Annotated in this window: 22 protein-coding genes; 11 read left to right on the top strand and 11 right to left on the bottom strand. The window is 30.3% G+C overall.

Translation table 11 applies throughout. From position 1 onward, the window contains the following. Positions 1-126 precede the first annotated feature (126 nt). Positions 127-318 carry a hypothetical protein gene (locus tag PTZ02_RS08165; RefSeq protein ID WP_274227296.1) on the top strand — a complete coding sequence of 64 codons (192 nt, stop codon included), beginning with the start codon at positions 127-129 and terminating at the stop codon, positions 316-318. Positions 319-399: 81 nt separating this feature from the next. Here the strand turns inward: PTZ02_RS08165 and PTZ02_RS08160 are convergent, their stop codons facing one another. From PTZ02_RS08160 to PTZ02_RS08150, 3 genes are all read right to left on the bottom strand, one after another. Next, positions 400-1,320: a DMT family transporter gene (locus PTZ02_RS08160; RefSeq protein WP_274227295.1), complete on the bottom strand. Its 921-nt coding sequence runs from the start codon at positions 1,318-1,320 to the stop codon at positions 400-402. A 159-nt stretch (positions 1,321-1,479) separates the two neighbouring features. Further along, the gene (locus tag PTZ02_RS08155; protein WP_274227294.1) at positions 1,480-1,692 is read right to left on the bottom strand and encodes a helix-turn-helix domain-containing protein; all 213 of its coding nucleotides are present in this window, start codon (positions 1,690-1,692) and stop codon (positions 1,480-1,482) included. 192 nt (positions 1,693-1,884) lie between these two features. Continuing rightward, on the bottom strand, positions 1,885-2,259 hold the full coding sequence (locus tag PTZ02_RS08150) for a pyridoxamine 5'-phosphate oxidase family protein (RefSeq protein WP_274227293.1): 375 nt from the start codon (positions 2,257-2,259) through the stop codon (positions 1,885-1,887). Positions 2,260-2,481: 222 nt separating this feature from the next. Between PTZ02_RS08150 and PTZ02_RS08145 the strand changes: the two genes are divergently transcribed. From PTZ02_RS08145 to PTZ02_RS08125, 5 genes are all read left to right on the top strand, one after another. After that, positions 2,482-2,988, top strand: coding sequence for an RrF2 family transcriptional regulator (locus PTZ02_RS08145; protein WP_274227292.1), 507 nt, complete (start codon positions 2,482-2,484; stop codon positions 2,986-2,988). A gap of 238 nt (positions 2,989-3,226) precedes the next feature. Continuing rightward, the gene (locus PTZ02_RS08140) at positions 3,227-4,990 is read left to right on the top strand and encodes a sensor histidine kinase (RefSeq protein ID WP_274227291.1); all 1,764 of its coding nucleotides are present in this window, start codon (positions 3,227-3,229) and stop codon (positions 4,988-4,990) included. 135 nt (positions 4,991-5,125) lie between these two features. Continuing rightward, positions 5,126-5,467 carry a hypothetical protein gene (locus PTZ02_RS08135; protein WP_274227290.1) on the top strand — a complete coding sequence of 114 codons (342 nt, stop codon included), beginning with the start codon at positions 5,126-5,128 and terminating at the stop codon, positions 5,465-5,467. A gap of 248 nt (positions 5,468-5,715) precedes the next feature. Next, the gene (locus PTZ02_RS08130; RefSeq protein WP_274227289.1) at positions 5,716-5,982 is read left to right on the top strand and encodes a CD3324 family protein; all 267 of its coding nucleotides are present in this window, start codon (positions 5,716-5,718) and stop codon (positions 5,980-5,982) included. Positions 5,983-6,144: 162 nt separating this feature from the next. Next, positions 6,145-6,951, top strand: a complete 807-nt coding sequence (locus PTZ02_RS08125; protein ID WP_274227288.1) for an alpha/beta fold hydrolase — start codon at positions 6,145-6,147, stop codon at positions 6,949-6,951. Positions 6,952-6,996: 45 nt separating this feature from the next. On the opposite strand, the gene PTZ02_RS08120 is transcribed toward PTZ02_RS08125, so the two are convergent. From PTZ02_RS08120 to PTZ02_RS08105, 4 genes are read right to left on the bottom strand one after another with little or no spacing between them, the layout of a single operon-like run. Then, positions 6,997-8,184, bottom strand: coding sequence for an NAD(P)/FAD-dependent oxidoreductase (locus tag PTZ02_RS08120; protein ID WP_274227287.1), 1,188 nt, complete (start codon positions 8,182-8,184; stop codon positions 6,997-6,999). Between the two features lie 2 nt (positions 8,185-8,186). Further along, entirely contained in the window at positions 8,187-8,633 is a 447-nt protein-coding gene (locus PTZ02_RS08115; RefSeq protein ID WP_274227286.1) for a 4Fe-4S dicluster domain-containing protein, read from the bottom strand. 24 nt (positions 8,634-8,657) lie between these two features. Beyond that, positions 8,658-10,544 carry an anaerobic carbon-monoxide dehydrogenase catalytic subunit gene (cooS, locus tag PTZ02_RS08110; RefSeq protein ID WP_274227285.1) on the bottom strand — a complete coding sequence of 629 codons (1,887 nt, stop codon included), beginning with the start codon at positions 10,542-10,544 and terminating at the stop codon, positions 8,658-8,660. 60 nt (positions 10,545-10,604) lie between these two features. Beyond that, on the bottom strand, positions 10,605-11,018 hold the full coding sequence (locus PTZ02_RS08105; RefSeq protein WP_274227284.1) for an RrF2 family transcriptional regulator: 414 nt from the start codon (positions 11,016-11,018) through the stop codon (positions 10,605-10,607). A gap of 304 nt (positions 11,019-11,322) precedes the next feature. On the opposite strand from PTZ02_RS08105, the gene yjeM reads away from it, so the two are divergent. Both yjeM and PTZ02_RS08095 read left to right on the top strand, forming a co-directional pair. After that, entirely contained in the window at positions 11,323-12,813 is a 1,491-nt protein-coding gene (gene yjeM, locus PTZ02_RS08100) for a glutamate/gamma-aminobutyrate family transporter YjeM (RefSeq protein ID WP_274227283.1), read from the top strand. A gap of 142 nt (positions 12,814-12,955) precedes the next feature. Then, on the top strand, positions 12,956-13,855 hold the full coding sequence (locus PTZ02_RS08095) for an AraC family transcriptional regulator (protein ID WP_274227282.1): 900 nt from the start codon (positions 12,956-12,958) through the stop codon (positions 13,853-13,855). Between the two features lie 30 nt (positions 13,856-13,885). Here the strand turns inward: PTZ02_RS08095 and PTZ02_RS08090 are convergent, their stop codons facing one another. After that, positions 13,886-14,464, bottom strand: a complete 579-nt coding sequence (locus PTZ02_RS08090; RefSeq protein ID WP_274227281.1) for a 5' nucleotidase, NT5C type — start codon at positions 14,462-14,464, stop codon at positions 13,886-13,888. Between the two features lie 218 nt (positions 14,465-14,682). Between PTZ02_RS08090 and PTZ02_RS08085 the strand changes: the two genes are divergently transcribed. Further along, a complete protein-coding gene (locus PTZ02_RS08085; RefSeq protein WP_274227280.1) occupies positions 14,683-15,441 on the top strand; it encodes an NYN domain-containing protein in 759 nt (252 codons plus the stop codon). Positions 15,442-15,516: 75 nt separating this feature from the next. On the opposite strand, the gene PTZ02_RS08080 is transcribed toward PTZ02_RS08085, so the two are convergent. From PTZ02_RS08080 to PTZ02_RS08070, 3 genes are all read right to left on the bottom strand, one after another. Beyond that, on the bottom strand, positions 15,517-15,732 hold the full coding sequence (locus PTZ02_RS08080; RefSeq protein ID WP_274227279.1) for a DUF2922 domain-containing protein: 216 nt from the start codon (positions 15,730-15,732) through the stop codon (positions 15,517-15,519). A 38-nt stretch (positions 15,733-15,770) separates the two neighbouring features. Further along, positions 15,771-15,995 (bottom strand): DUF1659 domain-containing protein, encoded by a 225-nt coding sequence (locus PTZ02_RS08075; protein WP_274227278.1) that lies wholly within the window; start codon positions 15,993-15,995, stop codon positions 15,771-15,773. Between the two features lie 98 nt (positions 15,996-16,093). Then, a complete protein-coding gene (locus PTZ02_RS08070) occupies positions 16,094-16,264 on the bottom strand; it encodes a YvrJ family protein (RefSeq protein WP_274227277.1) in 171 nt (56 codons plus the stop codon). Positions 16,265-16,410: 146 nt separating this feature from the next. On the opposite strand from PTZ02_RS08070, the gene PTZ02_RS08065 reads away from it, so the two are divergent. Together PTZ02_RS08065 and PTZ02_RS08060 are read left to right on the top strand one after the other, a co-directional pair. Beyond that, the gene (locus tag PTZ02_RS08065) at positions 16,411-16,638 is read left to right on the top strand and encodes a DUF1659 domain-containing protein (RefSeq protein ID WP_274227276.1); all 228 of its coding nucleotides are present in this window, start codon (positions 16,411-16,413) and stop codon (positions 16,636-16,638) included. 144 nt (positions 16,639-16,782) lie between these two features. Then, complete coding sequence (locus PTZ02_RS08060; RefSeq protein WP_274227275.1) at positions 16,783-17,094, top strand: PTS sugar transporter subunit IIB; 312 nt, start codon at positions 16,783-16,785, stop codon at positions 17,092-17,094. Positions 17,095-17,254: the final 160 nt, after the last annotated feature.

Raw genomic sequence — 17,254 nt, 5'->3', positions numbered from 1 at the left:
AAAACATTACTATATGTGAAAAGGCGGTGAAAATTTAGTGGAGCGGTATAAAAGTATACAATGGTCCATTAAATATAATCTATGACAAATGATGAAATATATAAACGTATAATGGTTATGCCTAGTGTGAAAAGTGCAATTGCTTTTATAAAAACTTGTGACATAAATAAGGCAGACTTAAGTAAGTTATGCAAGAGATATAATATAGATATTATTCCTGGAAAAACTACTAAAGAAGAAATTATTGATAGATTCGTAAGTGAAACACTAGGTGTTAAGTTAAGAAAAAAAGCAATAAATAAATATAATACTAAATAAAAACTAAGGCTGGTTAGAGTGATATTAATCACACTAACCAGCTTTTTCTAATTAGTTAGTTGGCATAATTAAGATTCGAGACTAAGAATTAATAGTTGCATTACTAGGTTTGTTTTTTGCATATGATAAAATCATAATTGTGACTATAATACAAATTATACCTATCCATTCTATAATTCCTAAAGAAACTTTTAACCAAACTACTGATAAAAGGGCAGCTGATAGAGGTTCCACTGAAGACAATATGCTTGCTTCAGTAGGGTCTATATACTTTAAGCTTTCCATATAGCAATAGAAAGCAATTAGAGTTCCAAATAAAACAACAAATATAATAGCTAATATAGAATTAATGGACAAGGTGCCTGAGGTATCCCATGGTTGTTTAACGAAACTAAAGGCAATTCCACCAATTAGCATTCCCCATCCAACTATTATTGTAGAACTATATTTTGCAAGTAAAGAACGAGGTTGTAATGTGTAGAAAGCTGCAGCAAAAGCTGAAAGGATTCCCCAAAATAATGCTAATTTTGAAATGGAGATGTTATGGATATTTCCTTTTGTAATTATAAGAAAAGTACCTAACATTGCTAATGAAATAGCGATGATTTCATAGAGGCTTGGCAACTTTTTACTTCTAATAGATAAATAACATGCAATTACAACTGGAGATAGGTATTGAAGTATAGTAGCAGTTGCAGCATTTCCATGCTTTATGGCAGCAAAATATGTATATTGGACAGCCACCATCCCAAATATACTAAAAAGTAAAAGGGTTAATGCTGTATGTTTAGTTTTCCAAACCTTCCATATATCATCAGTACCTTTTAGGAGAGCATATACTAATAAAATTAATCCTGTAACCAATAAACGAATCACTACAAGCCATTCTGGAGTAAATCCTTTTTGCTGAAATAAATACTGCGCAACAGTTCCAGATACTCCCCATAGCATTGACCCTATAATTACAAGAATAATTCCTTTTGTTCTCGGCTGAAATTTCATTATGTTTTCACTCACTTTCGTCATTACTAAACTAAAAACTTCGATAGAAATAAATCTCTACTTATTTTATTACGATTTTAGTTTTATAGCAATTAATTAATATATGCTTGAATATTTAACTAAAAAAACTAAGAGAACTTATATCTCTTAGTTTTTTGCTTATCGTTCCTTTATTGCATTAATAAAAATAGTATAATCCACATTATAAAAATTAGCTAAAGTATTCAAAATTCTTGGGGAAGGAATTTTATTAGCCTTTGTCTCTAAAAGCCACAGATACGTCGCAGATATGCCAGTTGATTCCTCTAAATCGGTAAAAGATAGATTTTCTTTTTCTCTGAGTTCATTCAATAATGTATTCAATTTATCCATAAATGAAACAACTCCTTTTATAATATATAAGTTACTTTTTATATATTATGTATATTCAAATTTAAGGAAAAAATGAAAGGATAATATTATGGATAATTTATATTAAAATATAAGCCTTTGAGATATATATGGAAGAATCTATATCTCAAAGGCTATTTTATTGGGGTAATTCTCTTAAAATATATTATTTTATTAGATTTTTTGAACAGCTGAACTAACTGTTATTTCTAAAACTCTACTTAAGAATGGAAACTTTTCTTTCATCATGTCAAAATCAGATCCTGATTCAAGATATTTTGCAGTTCCATCTATTACGAAACCAGTTCCTTGGTAATCCTTATAACCTAAAACTTCTTTAGTACCTAGTGCTAATTTTACTTTATTATTTTCATTGATATTTTTTTCAGTTTTACGCATTCCAGCTGCTGGAATTAATAATCTTTCATCATCTGTAACAACTATAAATGAGTTCCAAGTGTTAACAATATGAGGCTCATCTATCCCCCAAGATACTATTGAAACTACACCTTCATGTTTTAATACGTCATAAAACTTTTCTGTAAGCATTTATAAATCCTCCTAAAATATATTGAACAACACTAGAAAATTAATGGATAACACATACATTATAGATAAGTGTTGTCTATAATTATTATATGCGGTTAATTTGTAAAAGTCAACATATATTATAGATAAATATTATCCATGATATACGAGAGGGATATTGACTAAAAAAAGTTTATGAAGTATTATGTGGGAAGATTATATTTTTTTAGGATGGTGATTTTATTGCAATTTTCCATTGGGGTAGAATATGCATTACATTGCTTATTATATATGGTAGACATTCCATCAGGTAAATCAGTTGGAATTAAAGATTTGGCGACCTTTCAAGGGGTTTCAGAAACATATTTATCAAAGGTATATACAAAGTTAAGAAAAGCTGGAATTGTAAGATCTATTCCTGGGGTTAATGGAGGATATGAACTTGCACGTAAGGCAGAGGAAATTACTTTTTGGGATGTTGTTGAGGCTGTAGAGGGGACATCACCTTTATTTCAATGTGCAGAAATAAGACAAAATGGTATATTACTTGATAAAAATAATAAACCAGAGCTGTATACAAAATGTCCATGTACTATAAAAGTTGTAATGCTTGAAGCAGAAGAACAAATGAGACAATATTTAAAAGGGAAAACAATAGGGTGGCTACATGACCATGTTTTTAGTATACTTCCAGAGGATCAAGGAAAAGCAACAATAGATTGGTTTAATAATCCAGAATCAAGAAAATAGATAAAAGGTAACTCATTTTATTTTGAGTTACCTTTTTATTTTAATACATTAGATCCAAAAGTAATTAATAGCACCATAAAATATGACAATAATTTTCTATATAACCCAAATTATTCTTTTTCAAGTATTATTTACATGATATAATACATTAGAATGCAGTATTTGTGATACATTAGTTTTTATTGATATTCTGAGATAAATTTGTTTAATTAAAAGATACTACATAAGGAGTTTTTTTATGGGAAAATTAAATTTTTCGGAATTAGTAAATGTAAGTGCCCTAGAGAAAATGGCCGAAAGCCTATACGCCATTTCAGGTATTCCTGTAGGTATTATTGATGTTGATGGAACTATTTATGTTAAAATTGGATGGCAAGATATTTGCACAAAATTTCATAGAGGACATCAAGAAACAAATGAACGCTGCACTTTAAGTGATAAGAGTATTAATGAAAATCTTATAAAGGGAAAATATATTGAGTATAAGTGCTTAAATAATATGTGGGATATTGGAGTTCCTATTATAATAGCAGGAGAACATTTGGCTACAATTTTCATGGGCCAATTCTTTTATGATGATGAGGAAATTGACAGAGACTTCTTCTATAATCAAGCACTGCAATTTGGATTTGATGTAGATGATTATATGGAAGCACTTGATAGAGTGCCTAGGTATTCAAAGAAAAAAGTACAAGATATAATAGGTTATTATCAAGGGCTTGTAAATACCTTAGCAGAAAGTGGACTAAGTCGAATTGAAAATGAATTCTCTAAAAGAGAGCTTGCTAAAAATCAAAAATATTTATATACAATTTATAATTCTGTAAACGATGCAATTTTTGTTCATGATTTTTATGGAGAAATTATAGATTGTAATCAAACGGCTTCTACTATGTTCGGATATGCAAATGTTGAACTTATCAACATGAATATAAATGACCTTATGTCTGAAAAATCAATACTAACAAAGATTCAATTAATGCAATCATTTCAAAAAGCTAGGAAAAATGACACTATTGTATTTGAGTGCATTTTTACAACTAAAGATGGAAATGAGTTTTGGGTAGAATTAAATACTAGTGTTATTAAGTTTGATGAAAATGAAGAAATAATAACCACAGTTAGAGATATTACAGATAGAAAGTTAGCTGAACTTGCATCACAAAAGGAAGCGCATGAATTGGAGAACTTAAGAACAGAATTTTTTGGGAATATTTCTCATGAGTTAAAAACACCATTAAACATAATTTTTGGGGTAACTCAGATTGTTGAAATGGAAATGCAAAATAGAGACAAGCCGTTAGATAGAGAAAAAGTACTAAACAACTTAAAGATAGAAAAGCAAAACTGTTTTAGACTTTTAAGATTAATAAATAATCTAATTGATTCTACAAAATTAGATTCAGGTTATTTTGAGCTTAATATGGTTAATTGCAATATTATAAATGTAGTTGAAGAAATCACTATGTCAGTAGCTGAGTATATAAATAGTAATAATATATCATTGACTTTTGATACTGATGTTGAAGAAAAGATGATAGCTTGTGATTTAGATAAAATTGAAAGAATAATTTTAAATCTTCTATCCAATGCTGTAAAATTTACTCCAGCAGGAGGAGAGATATTTGTAAATATACTTGATGGAGAAGAGTATATAACTATTACTGTTGAGGATACAGGTATTGGAATTCCTCCACAAAAGTTGAATATAATATTTGATAGATTTAGACAAGTTGATAAGTCCTTTGCTAGAAATCATGAAGGGAGTGGGATTGGGTTATCACTTGTGAAATCTCTTGTAGAAATGCACAGTGGAGATATAGATGTTGAAAGTAAATATGGGGTTGGGACAAAGTTTATAATAAAGCTTCCTATAAGGATAGCTGACAATATTACAAGAGAAGAAAGCAACAAACAAGTTAATAGCATGATAGATAATTGTGTTGAAAGAATTAGAATTGAGTTCTCAGATATATATAATATGGATGAGAGGGGTATTTAAAATATCCCTCTTTTTCTTTGATTTATTGGACACAATAAACACTCAGTGTATACACTAATCACATGGAATGTTATAATTATTAAGTAAGGAATTGGAATTTTTTAAGCACTTAATAATTAGGAGGGGCGTGTTAAATTGAATTGGCCTGGTATGTTATTGATAGCTTTAGGAGTAATCTATTTAATATACTCATTATTGAATAAGAGCAAGATTAATTACTATTTCAAGAGATATATCAAAAGAAAAGAAATGGAGATTATAAAGCCAAAAGAATATTTTAAATTACAATTAATATTTTCAGTATTTAACGCCCTTGTATTTATTGTGAGTGGGGTAATAATGAGTATTTTTACTCCCAATAATATATTTTTTATAGTTGCGTTAGTACCATTCGATTTTATTAACTTATGGCTTATGATTGAAAGTAAAAAACATGGATATATAGATTACAATGCATATAAAACCTATAAATCATGAAAGTATTTCATTGAATATAACTACTATATTTGTTATTATTTATAAAAAGATAATGGGGGGAATAATATGAGAGCACAGCTTTTAGAAAGACAGAATACATTATTGCTCTGTGCAAAGTCTGTAGGTATGACAGATGGCGACAATTTGCATAGAGAGCATAGATTTATATATTAGTCGCATTACAATAGTCATTTGTATACAGGCTTTGCCTCTTAAATTTAAAGTATGAATTTAAGGAGCTGAGCATTATGAGATACACTAAGGCAGAAACTATTTTACCAATGGATTTAGTTAAGGAAATCCAAAAATATGTTCAAGGTGGATATATTTATATACCATCTGAAGTAGAGAAAAGAAAAAGATGGGGAGAAAACTCAGGTACTAGGGCTTATATACAATGTAGAAATGAAGAAATTCTTATGAAGTATAGAAGTGGCTGCAAAATTAAAGAGTTAGCTGAAGAGTTTTTTCTATCTGTTGAGAGTATAAAGAAAATTATATATTCTAAAAAATAAATATAACAAAAGCTACTACACTTTATAGATTTAAAAGGCAGTAGCTTTTATTTATGTAAAAAATAATAGAGATGCGTTTATTAACTATTATGTTTAGAAATTACAGTATTATAATTAAAATAGAAAGACATTTTGGATAAAATAAGTAAAGGGGTAATAGGTATGGAGTGTATAGTAAGAGACTTAACTTTAAATTATGAAATAATTGGTGAGGGAAAACCTATCCTTATGATACATGGTTATGGTGTAGATCATAAGCTAATGACAGGATGTATGGAACCTATGTTTAGTGCAAAAGAAAATTATAAAAGAATATATTTAGATTTACCTGGTATGGGAAAATCTCAGTGCTCAGAGCGAATAATTAATTCAGATATTATGCTAGAGATTGTAATGGAGTTCATTAATAAAATAATTCCTAATGAAAATTTCTTAGTAGCAGGTGAATCTTACGGCGGATATATCACAAGAGGACTAGTATATAAAATGCCTGAGAGAATTGACGGGGTTTTATTAATTTGTCCAGTAATATTACCTAAGTATAGCGATAGAAATGTTTCAGAACATATTGTTTTAGTTAAGGATGAGCAAGTTTTATCTAAATTAACTACTGAAGAAGCTAGTTCTTTCAATGATAGCACAGTTGTTCAAAGCGAAAGGATATATGAAAGATATAAGAAAGAAATTATAAGTGGGGTAGAATTGGCTAATGAGGAATTTATAGAAAGGTTTATAAAAACTGGATATAGTTTTACCTTTGAGGTTGATAAGCTAGATAAAAAATTTGATAAGCCAGCTCTTATTTTATTAGGTAGACAAGATGATTGCGTAGGATATAAAGATGCATGGAACATTCTTGATAATTACCCAAGAGCAACTTTTGCTGTTTTAGATAAAGCAGGGCATAACTTGCAAATAGAACAAGAAGAACTGTTTAGTGCACTAGTTAAAGAATGGCTTAAAAACTAAAAGGAAGGTTATGTTTGTATAATTATCAAACATAACCTTTAAATTTTAGAAATCAGCTGAGTTTATTTTAAATATACTTTTGTTTAAGTGAGAAATGTTAATCTTATTTTTTATTAGATTACATAAAACCCCACAGTAAGATATATCGCCTTGAAGCAATGCACCATAAATTATTCCGTTCTTATGAATAATTTTTTTGTATATATTTTTTGTTTCATAAATCTCAGTAGAGTAGGTGTTATCAGGAGCCTCAATTGTTCCAATTGAAACAGACTCAAGGCCAAGGAAATTCATTGAATTTAGGTATGCAAAAGTGTCATCACAAGTAGTTTCCTTGCCCAACATATTAAGTGCAGCGCATTTACCTTGTCTAGCTGCAACTGGCCATATAGGAGATAGGGCAGTCACATCACCAGCAGAAAATATATCATCTATATTTGTTTTACAAGTATTATCTATTAAAATACCTCTATCTGTTTTAATTTGAGTATCTTTTATAAAATCTATATTAGGTCTTACTCCAGCTGCAACTATAACTAAATCACATGAGATTTCAGTGCCATCACTTAAGGCTAAAGTAGCAGCTTCCCCTTTTTCATTTAAAATAACTTCTTTTGCAGATGAATTAAGATATAATTTAACATTGTTTTTAAGAAGAAGATTTTCGTATTTTGAGGAAGCAGTTTTATCTAATTGAAGAGGTAATATTCTATCAGCCATTTCAACTAAATGAATATTAGCACTTTTGTGAATTAATCCAATAGCAGCATCAATTCCTACAAGTCCACCACCTATTATTACTACATTATCTCCATATTTATATCTCTTTGCTATAGAGATAGCATCTTCAATATTTCTTAGGGGAAATACATTTGTAGCTTCTCTTAGATTTTTAACTGGAGGAATAAAAGCTGAAGCACCAGAAGCAATTAGAAGTTTGTCATAGCTTAAAGTTTTATTGTTACTTAATTCTAAAGTTTTCAATGTATCATTAATTTGCATTACACTTAAGCCTTTAAGCCAAGTTATTTTATTTTTATCAAAGAAATCATTTTCAATAAAGGAAAGAGAATCTAAGTTTCTTTCGCCACTTATATATAGATGAAGCATGCATCTGGAATATACATTTTCATCTTTGGAGATTAAAACTATTTCACATTCTGAGTCTGTTTCTCTTAGAGTTTTAGCAGCATTTATACCAGCTGCACTAGCACCTATAATTACATATCTCATATTCATGCCTCCTTACTTAGGGAAATAGCTCCGGTTGGGCAATTCTCAACACATCTAGGAACTGATCTTCCATTACATAAATCACATTTTAAAATAACTTTCTTGGTATTATCATCAGCCTTAAGCACCCCATAGGGACATGACATTACGCACATAAAACAGGATGCACATTTTTCTTTATTATAGGATACAACACCAGTTATAGAGTCTTTAGTCATAGCACCACTCATGCAAGCATTGACACATTCAGGTTCATCACAATGTCTGCAAAAAATAGGAGAAGCCTTTCTATTAGAATCTAAGGCTATATAACTTCTGCTTTCATTTTTTGTATCTTCAAGGTCTAAATTAAAGATTGAATTCCCAATATCATTGTGTTCAGCCATACAGGCAAGGGTGCAATTTAAACACCCTTGGCATATAGCTTTATCTATTACTATCTTATTCATAAGCTATGTCCTCCTAAAAATTAATTAGGCTAAGCCTAGACTATTTCTTCTATTAAGAATAATCTCTTCAAGTCGATCAGCTGCTTTAATTACATCATCTTCAAGAATTAGCTGACCACCAGTAATGTCTTTTAAATCTTCAGTTAATACCTTGGTAACAACCTTACTTCCAGTTATGAATGGAGGAATTGCAAGATGTAAAGGAAGTCCTAAAGCAAGTCCAAAGGCGCCATCAGCAAGAGCTTGTTCTTCTAGCCATTGAGGGGCTGATAGAACTAATGGAAGTTCTGGAATATCTATTCCTAAGTATTTAGCTAATTCAGATGCAACAATTTCAAGTCTTCCTATTGCTAAGCATGGTCCAAAGTTTAAAACAGGAGGAATTCCTAAACTTTCACATACAGCTTTTAAGTTATCACCTGCAAGAGAAGCAGCAGAAGGAGACATTAAACCAACATTTTCTAAACCACCGCTTGAGCATCCTGCTGATAAAACTATGATATCTCTTTTAATAAGTTCTTTTGTAAGTTCAACAGTAAATACATCATGTCCTTTAGCTGTAAGATTTGAACAACCAACAACACCAGCAACCCCTTTGATTTTCCCACTAGCGATTAAATCAATAAGAGGCTTCCATGTACCACCTAGGAATTCTCTAAGAGAGTTTTCACTAACTCCAGTAATTACATCGTCAAATCCATGATCCATAGGTATATTTATACCAACATTTTTTCTTCTATCTGTATAACTCTTAACAGCTTCCTCAATTATCTTTAAGGTTATTTCTTCTCTTTCCTCATAGCTATAGTTTATATAATCTGCATTAGCTTTTTTAGCTACATCATCAAGACATATCATTTTAACTTGGAATTCATCAGCAATTGGTTCTATACCAGGTAATGTACAATTAAATTCTGATAGAATTATATCTATCCCCCCAGTTGTGATAAGAGCTTCACTTGTGAAGTTATTTCCTGCATGGCCAGAGAACACATCTTTGTAATGTTCTCCTCTAAGTTGTAAGTCTTGTCCTACACAAGTACATCCCACAAGTTTAAAGCCTTTAGCTCCAGCAGCTTTAGCTTTTTCTACAATGTCCTTATCTAAAAGTCTATCTTGCATGTGGGAGAATATAGAATGTTGGTGTCCAGTAATCATTATGTTTATATAATCTGAATCTACAACTTTGAATCCAACCTTCGCGGGACGAATAACAGGTTCTCCAAGCATAACGTCGTTTAGAAGATTGGTTAAAGTAAGTCCATAAAGGCCAGTGGATATTCCAAGATTCAAGCAGTTAAGTAGCATATCAACTGGGTCACTGCTTAGATTAGTAGATGTCTTTACTACAGCATCAAAAACTTCAGATTTTGCGCCGCCAGGGAGTATATTAAGTTCTTTCCATTTTTTAAATCTTGGAGCATAAGCCATTTTTTCTGTTAACTCCATTTTTTCATATCTTGGTTTATATAGATCTTTCAAAACAGCATCAGAAATTAGGATAGCTTTCTTATGCATATCTTCTTCTTTTATTTCAAAAAGTTCAGCAAGGTGATTTAGGGCATTTACACCTTTAATAGTTCCTTTATTTTCTCCAGTTTTCTTTAAGTTAAGGGCAGTTGTTTCAACAATATGAAGATAACATCCTGCTCCAGCAGCTACTGCTCTTAAAAAATTGCGGGCAACAATTGTATCAGCATTAGCGCCACATACTCCACGAGGGGACTTTGGTGTAATTCTACATGGACCATTTGCACAAAGACGGCAGCAAACCCCTTGTTGACCAAAGCCACACTTGATGCTTTGAGTTTCCACTCTATGGTGAGAGGTTTCTACATCGACATTTGCAATAAAATTTTCAAGAACTTTATCAGCACTTGAGCATGTTGTACAGTTTCCACAAGTATTCATTTAAAACTCCTCCTTGAAAGTATACCAAAATGGTATAGTATTAATTATAAAAAATGGGGATTAGTATTTCCCCTCTTTTAAATCTTTAAAATTAACTCCTTGAAGTTTAGATACGAGGCTTTCTTGTATACCTCCTAAAGCTCTATGGATTTCACAACGATTACCTTTATGAGCATTACAGTATGCAGGATCAATCATGCAACGATTTACGTAAATAGGACCATTTATTGATTCTATAACATCCCTAAGTGTGATTTCTTCAGGAAGTTTGTTAAGAGAATAACCACCATTAACACCACGAAAAGACTTTATAATTCCACTGGCAATAAGTTTCCTTAAAAGTTTAAGTAAAAATCTTAATGGCAATCCTTCATGCTCTGATATAGTAGCAGCGTCAACTTTAGCCCCTTGCTCTAATTTTGATAAATAGAGAACTACACGTAATCCATAATCTGCTTCTTGTGTTATTTTCATATAATCTCTCCTAATGTATACTGATTTGGTATAGTATTAATGTAATACTTTGAGATATTTTTGTCAAGAGCTGGGAAAAAAGTTTTTGCTATTTTTGGAAGGAGTATTTTTTGTATTTTAAATAATATGAATCAGTTTCGAAACTAAATTAACAATATATCAAAATATAGATAGCGATTATGTTAAATTAATTACAGAGAACCATTCTGTTGAGAAAATGATTTTTAGTGTATTTGAAAATGGGTTGCTTTTATTTTATAATTTCTACTTATGTGGAAAAATATCATCAATAGGGGAGTTCAAAATGGAAAACAAGAAAAAGTTAACTTTAATACCATTAGTGTTAATGGTTTTTACATCAGTTTTTGGATTCAATAATATTTCAAAGGCTTTTTATAAGATGGGATACGCAGCAATTCCTTGGTATATATTATCAGGATTAACATTTTTCATTCTTTATGCATTTATGATGGCAGAGTATGGAACTGCTTTTAGAAAAGAAAAGGGTGGAATATATTCTTGGATGGAAAAGTCTGTTGGAGGTAAGTTTGCGTTTATAGGAACCTTTATGTGGTATTCATCCTATGTAATTTGGATGGTAAGTGTTGCAACAGAGATATGGATACCCCTCTCAAATCTTGTCTTTGGCAGGGATATTACTAGTGAACTATCATTTTTAGGTTTATCATCAACACAAATACTTGGAATACTAGCGATACTATTTGTTATTTTAGTTACCTTTATTGCATCAAAGGGCTTAAAGAGTGTAAGTAAGGTAACCTCAGTAGGAGGAACAGCAATTGCTTTACTTAATGTTGTATTACTTATTGGAGCAATCTTAGTTTTCGCATTACATGGTGGAAAACTAGCTGAACCTATTACATCAGTAAGAACATTTATTGATTCTCCGAATCCAAATAGTAATTCATTAATAAATATACTATCATTTTTAGTGTTTGCAATATTTGCATATGGGGGTATCGAAGCAGTTGGTGGACTAGTTGATGAAACTGAAAAACCAGAAAAAACATTCCCAAAAGGAATGATTATATCAGCAACAATAATTGCGATTGGATACTCATTAGGTATATTTATGTGTGGAATGTTCTTAAATTGGAATGACTTAAATGCAACTAAGGGCATTAACCTTGCTAATATAACTTATATAATAATGAATAATTTAGGTTATACCATAGGTACAAGTTTAGGATTAGGACAGGCAACAGCAGTTAGCATTGGAGCATTTTTTGCTAGAGTTGTTGGACTATCAATGTTTCTAGCCTATACAGGTTCATATTTTACATTGATATATTCACCTATCAAGCAAATAATAGAAGGTACCCCAAAAGAATTATGGCCAAAAGTTATCAGTAAAATAGACGAAGATGGTATTCCAAGGAATGCTATGTGGATGCAATGTGGGTTAGTATGTGCATTTGTAATGCTTACAGCCTTTGGAGGAGATGGAGTATCTCAGTTCTTCTCTTATATAGTTCTTATGACTAACGTTGCAATGACGTTGCCATATTTGTTTATAGCAATAGCATTCATTGGATTCAAAAAGAAGAAAGAAATAGAGAAACCATTTGTAATATTCAAAAGTTACAGAAGTGGAGTAATTGCAGCAGTTATAGTTACAATTACAGTATTTTTTGCAAACCTATTTACAATAATTGATCCTATATTACAGGACAAGCCTGATTTTAAATCGACTTTGTGGATGATTGTAGGACCAATATTCTTCTCATTAGTAGCATTTATAATGTATAGCAGATATGAGAAGAAAATAAAATAAGGTAAAGAGACGTTTTCTTGCGATAGTAAGCAAAACGTCTCTTTGTGCGTTATGTTATAATTAATCTTGCAAATTGGTGCATAATATGCAAGGTAATAAATATCACTTGATACTATAATTGTAAATGAAAGGGAGTGAGAGAATGGATTGGCTTAAGAGAATGAATGGTGCAATTAAGTATATTGAAGAAAACTTAACTAACGAAATTGATTATAACGATGTAGCGAAGGTTGCATGCTGTTCAAACTATCATTTTCAAAGAATGTTTTCTTTTATAACAGATGTATCTCTTGCAGAGTATATTAGGCACAGAAGACTAACATTAGCAGCTTTGGAATTACAAAATAGCAGTATTAAGGTAATAGATCTTGCACTAAAATATGGATATGAATCTCCAGAAGCATTTACTAGAGCATTTAACAAGTTGCATGGAGTATCACCAACTACAGCACGGGAAATGGGAACACTTCTAAAAGCTTATCCACCTTTATCCTTTCATATTTCAATAAAAGGAGATGCAGAGATGAATTATAAGATTGTAGAAAAGGGTTCATTTAAGTTTTTTGGGGTAGAAGAGATTATTGATTTAACAAATGGTAACAACTTAATAAGAATACCGAAATTTTGGGAAGAATGCTATGAGGCTGGTATCTTAGACAAGTTAAGTGAGGTACAGCAAAAAGTTAAGATTGAAAGTGAATTTAAGCTTTGTGATGCTAATGGAATTATGGGATATAGAGATACAGGAAAAGACACTATGCCTTATATGATAGGTGTTGTTGATTTCGAAGATGAACTTAAAGTTCCACAAGAATATACCTCTGTTTCAGTTAATCCTTTTACATGGGTAGTTTTTAGAACAGAAGAGCACTATGAATCAGAAGTTACAGAAAAGATTCAAGAATTATGGAGACGTATATTTCAGGAGTGGTTTCCAAGCTCAGGTTACGATCATGCAGAAGGACCAGAAATGGAACTATACTATACAGCAGATGATGATAGGTTTTTCTCAGAAGTTTGGATTCCTATTATAAAGAAATAGAGGACTATAAGTCAACACAAAAAACTGTTATTACATTGCTTTATTTTGTAATAACAGTTTTTCTATTATTTCATATATTTCATTCCAGTAATGAACTCTTATGATATTTTCATTTAAAATATGTCTATTGTAGTTTGTATCAAGCAGCAGAACTTTGAAGCCAGCTGTTGAAAGCTGAATAGCATTTTCATAATTATCCTCTATAAATATATCACAATTTAAATCTATTGCTTTATCTACTTTATAATGACTACCTAAAACAAATAGATCATTATAGGGAATATTATTATTTCTTAAGTATCTGTGAGTAAGCATACTAAGACTTGTATCTCTTGCAGTGACAAAATATATACTATTATCTTCAGCTAGCTTAGTTATTATTTCTTGAACATTTTCTCTTAAAGGCTGATCCTCATGAAGTATAAACTTATTTTTCTCATAAAATTCGTTATATGCTTCTTCATTAACACCTAATACATTATGAATAGCGTATTCAGTTACTTGTTCTTTAGTTATATTGGTATTAAAGTAATAATTGCATAAATCAAGCCAATAATAAGCATCTGTTATAGTTCCATCAATATCAATACAAATGTTTAAATTATTCATTTTATTCACCTCCTCTTGCGTTTATAATAACATCTAAATGTTAAGATATAATTAAATATAAGTTAAGTAAGCATATTATAGTATAATAAAATTGTAAAAAATGGTTATATTCAAAAAGGAATGATAGAATGAAGGAAATATTAGTTAGTTTGTAGAATAAATAAAGAAGGATATAAGTTAAGTGATATTTTCTTGCTAAAGAAAGAAGGAGATAAATGATGGATAAGGATAAGGATAAGAGAATTGCTGTTTTGATAGATGCAGATAATGTGTCAGAAAAATATATTAAATATATAATAGATGAAATTTCAAATCATGGAGTACCTACTTATAAAAGAATATATGGAGACTGGACTAAGCCACAGCTTGCACCATGGAAGAATGTTTTATTGAATTATTCCATAACTCCAATTCAACAATATAATTATACAACAGGAAAAAATTCAACTGATGCGGCATTAATAATTGATGCAATGGATATATTATATTCAAAAAATGTTGATGGGTTTTGCATAGTTTCAAGTGATAGTGATTTTACAAGATTAGCATCAAGATTGCGAGAAGCTGGAATGTATGTAATTGGTATGGGGGAGAAGAAGACCCCAACTCCATTTATTGCTGCCTGTGAAAAGTTTAAATATCTTGAGGTGCTTGCATCTATGGCATCTAATATTGAAGAAACTGAAAATGTTAAAACTGTTCATAAGAATCAAGAGAATAAGGTTGGTACCATAAGTAGAGAAAAGTTAATAGAAGCTATTAAAACAATTATTACTGAAATTTCTGATGAAGATGGTTGGGCATTTTTAGGTGAGCTTGGTAGTACACTAAACAAGAGGTATCCAGATTTTGATAGTAGAAACTATGGATATACAAAGCTTACTCCATTTGTAGCTTCTTTAAATAAGTTTGAAATAAGATCAATTAAAACCAGTAATCCAAGTATAACTTTAAAGTATGTTAGAAATAAAGAATAACAACACTTCAATATAAGAAGTAAAAGAGTTCAACTTTTCGGTTGAACTCTTTTTAACATGAGATAAATTAATTGATTAAAGATCATATTTAGTGATTTGTCTTTGGGTTAATTGAGCACCATATTTTGATACATAAGATCCGCTTTTAGTAATAAATATATCTTTAGCGATTATTGTATCCATCAATGCAGAAACTTCAGCTTCAGTTATTGATTCTTTTACACCTGTAACAGAGAATGAAGCTTTATCTCCACTTGAAGTTACGAAGGTCATTGAAAGTACATATTCCATTATTTCACCTACTTTCCATAATAAATTTTAAGTTGCATTTAGTTGTTTGCTAGCTTAGAAGTTTCGTTTAGAAATAAATCTCTAGTGGGATTATTTAAAATCCCTTTGATAGCTTGAGCAACATCTGAAATATTTTCAGTTGTAGCATTTAGTTTAATACCTGAAAAATTCTTTTTTCTGAATACTGGTGCACCAGAAGCATCTGTTCCACTTTGAACCTCTAGACTAAAAGTAGTGGAATTTAAAACCTTATTAATAGCCATTTACATCTCCTCCTTTCTAAACTTTACATAAAAGATATATGTTCTTTTAGAAAAGTTTACCTGAATGTTAAAAATAATTTTAAAATAAAACATACTGATTATTCATTATCAATAACAACTCCAAGTTTAGTTGAAATAATTGTATTGAGCTTGTTAATTGAAAAGGTTAAGCCAGCTATGTTTTTCTCAAGTCTAATTAATAAATAGGCTGAAATAGCTACTGGAAAGCCAACGTTACCTATTAAGTTAATTAGATCATTTACTTCCATAAGAAATCACCTCCTTCATGAAAGATATATGTTATGAAAAAATGTTTTGATTTTTAGTTTTTAATGAAATGAAGTCGACTTAAATGGAGATATGTAAAATAGCAGCATATATCCCTTATATAATTGGTATAAAGGAGGTGATATTTATGGCTGAAGCAATTCTATCATCACTTTCATTAGTGATAAAATATAAGTCTGGTATAGATAAAGAAGGACACGATGTGTTTAGAAGACAAGCTTTTTTAAATATATCTAATGCTGCAACAGATGATGATTTAAGTATGGTCGGACATGCTATTGGAGAACTTTTAAATACACAGATTTACAGCATTCTCAAGGAAAATAGATTTGAGTTATTTGAGACTGTACAATAATTTATATTAAGCTATTGTACAGTTTTAATATCTTAAAGTATGAAAATAACAAAAAAATGTAGCTACAAGAAGAATATGTAAACATTGACATTTATTCTTTGAAAATATAAAATTTATATATGTTGTTTTGAGAGGAAGAGGTTTATGGTGAATATACTATTAGTTTGCGCTGGAGGAATGTCTTCTAGTATACTGGCATTTCGAATGAAAGAGGCTGCAAAAGAAAGGCAATTAGATATTTCAGTTAATGCATTTTCAGAATTTCAAATTGAGAAGCATTTAGAGAATATTGATGTGGTTTTAGTTGGACCACAGATTAGATTTAAAATTAAGCAAATAGAGAATGTATGTATTAATAAAGAAATTCCAGTAGCTATTATGGACATGTTTGATTACGGAAGAATGAGAGCTGATAAATTAATTGATCAAGCATTGGATTTGGTACAAAAAAAATAAAATTTTTAATATAAAATCTTTAGAATTATTTCTAAAGATTTTTTTCTTTTGAAAATTTCCATTTACTTATGTTTTTTTTTATTTAGGTTAAAATAACATAAATGATTATTTAAAAAGTTAGTTTGAGTTAGGGCATCATTAAAGTATTTGGAGGTAATCA

The sequence above is a fragment of the Clostridium sp. 'White wine YQ' genome (assembly GCF_028728205.1).
In the GTDB taxonomy this organism is placed as follows: Bacteria; Bacillota; Clostridia; order Clostridiales; family Clostridiaceae; genus Clostridium_T.
Note: the sequence above shows the minus strand (reverse complement) of the source record. Positions and strands in the feature narration are given on the sequence as shown.

Excerpts from the sequence above, each read along its gene's own strand:
- PTZ02_RS08160 (WP_274227295.1), bottom strand. The coding sequence starts at position 1,320 with ATGAAATTTCAGCCGAGAACAAAAGGAATTATTCTTGTAATTATAGGG.
- PTZ02_RS08155 (WP_274227294.1), bottom strand. The coding sequence starts at position 1,692 with ATGGATAAATTGAATACATTATTGAATGAACTCAGAGAAAAAGAAAAT.
- PTZ02_RS08150 (WP_274227293.1), bottom strand. The coding sequence starts at position 2,259 with ATGCTTACAGAAAAGTTTTATGACGTATTAAAACATGAAGGTGTAGTT.
- PTZ02_RS08140 (WP_274227291.1), top strand. The coding sequence starts at position 3,227 with ATGGGAAAATTAAATTTTTCGGAATTAGTAAATGTAAGTGCCCTAGAG.
- PTZ02_RS08130 (WP_274227289.1), top strand. The coding sequence starts at position 5,716 with ATGAGATACACTAAGGCAGAAACTATTTTACCAATGGATTTAGTTAAG.
- PTZ02_RS08125 (WP_274227288.1), top strand. The coding sequence starts at position 6,145 with ATGGAGTGTATAGTAAGAGACTTAACTTTAAATTATGAAATAATTGGT.
- PTZ02_RS08120 (WP_274227287.1), bottom strand. The coding sequence starts at position 8,184 with ATGAGATATGTAATTATAGGTGCTAGTGCAGCTGGTATAAATGCTGCT.
- PTZ02_RS08115 (WP_274227286.1), bottom strand. The coding sequence starts at position 8,633 with ATGAATAAGATAGTAATAGATAAAGCTATATGCCAAGGGTGTTTAAAT.
- cooS (WP_274227285.1), bottom strand. The coding sequence starts at position 10,544 with ATGAATACTTGTGGAAACTGTACAACATGCTCAAGTGCTGATAAAGTT.
- PTZ02_RS08105 (WP_274227284.1), bottom strand. The coding sequence starts at position 11,018 with ATGAAAATAACACAAGAAGCAGATTATGGATTACGTGTAGTTCTCTAT.
- yjeM (WP_274227283.1), top strand. The coding sequence starts at position 11,323 with ATGGAAAACAAGAAAAAGTTAACTTTAATACCATTAGTGTTAATGGTT.
- PTZ02_RS08095 (WP_274227282.1), top strand. The coding sequence starts at position 12,956 with ATGGATTGGCTTAAGAGAATGAATGGTGCAATTAAGTATATTGAAGAA.
- PTZ02_RS08090 (WP_274227281.1), bottom strand. The coding sequence starts at position 14,464 with ATGAATAATTTAAACATTTGTATTGATATTGATGGAACTATAACAGAT.
- PTZ02_RS08085 (WP_274227280.1), top strand. The coding sequence starts at position 14,683 with ATGGATAAGGATAAGGATAAGAGAATTGCTGTTTTGATAGATGCAGAT.
- PTZ02_RS08080 (WP_274227279.1), bottom strand. The coding sequence starts at position 15,732 with ATGGAATATGTACTTTCAATGACCTTCGTAACTTCAAGTGGAGATAAA.
- PTZ02_RS08075 (WP_274227278.1), bottom strand. The coding sequence starts at position 15,995 with ATGGCTATTAATAAGGTTTTAAATTCCACTACTTTTAGTCTAGAGGTT.
- PTZ02_RS08070 (WP_274227277.1), bottom strand. The coding sequence starts at position 16,264 with ATGGAAGTAAATGATCTAATTAACTTAATAGGTAACGTTGGCTTTCCA.
- PTZ02_RS08065 (WP_274227276.1), top strand. The coding sequence starts at position 16,411 with ATGGCTGAAGCAATTCTATCATCACTTTCATTAGTGATAAAATATAAG.
- PTZ02_RS08060 (WP_274227275.1), top strand. The coding sequence starts at position 16,783 with ATGGTGAATATACTATTAGTTTGCGCTGGAGGAATGTCTTCTAGTATA.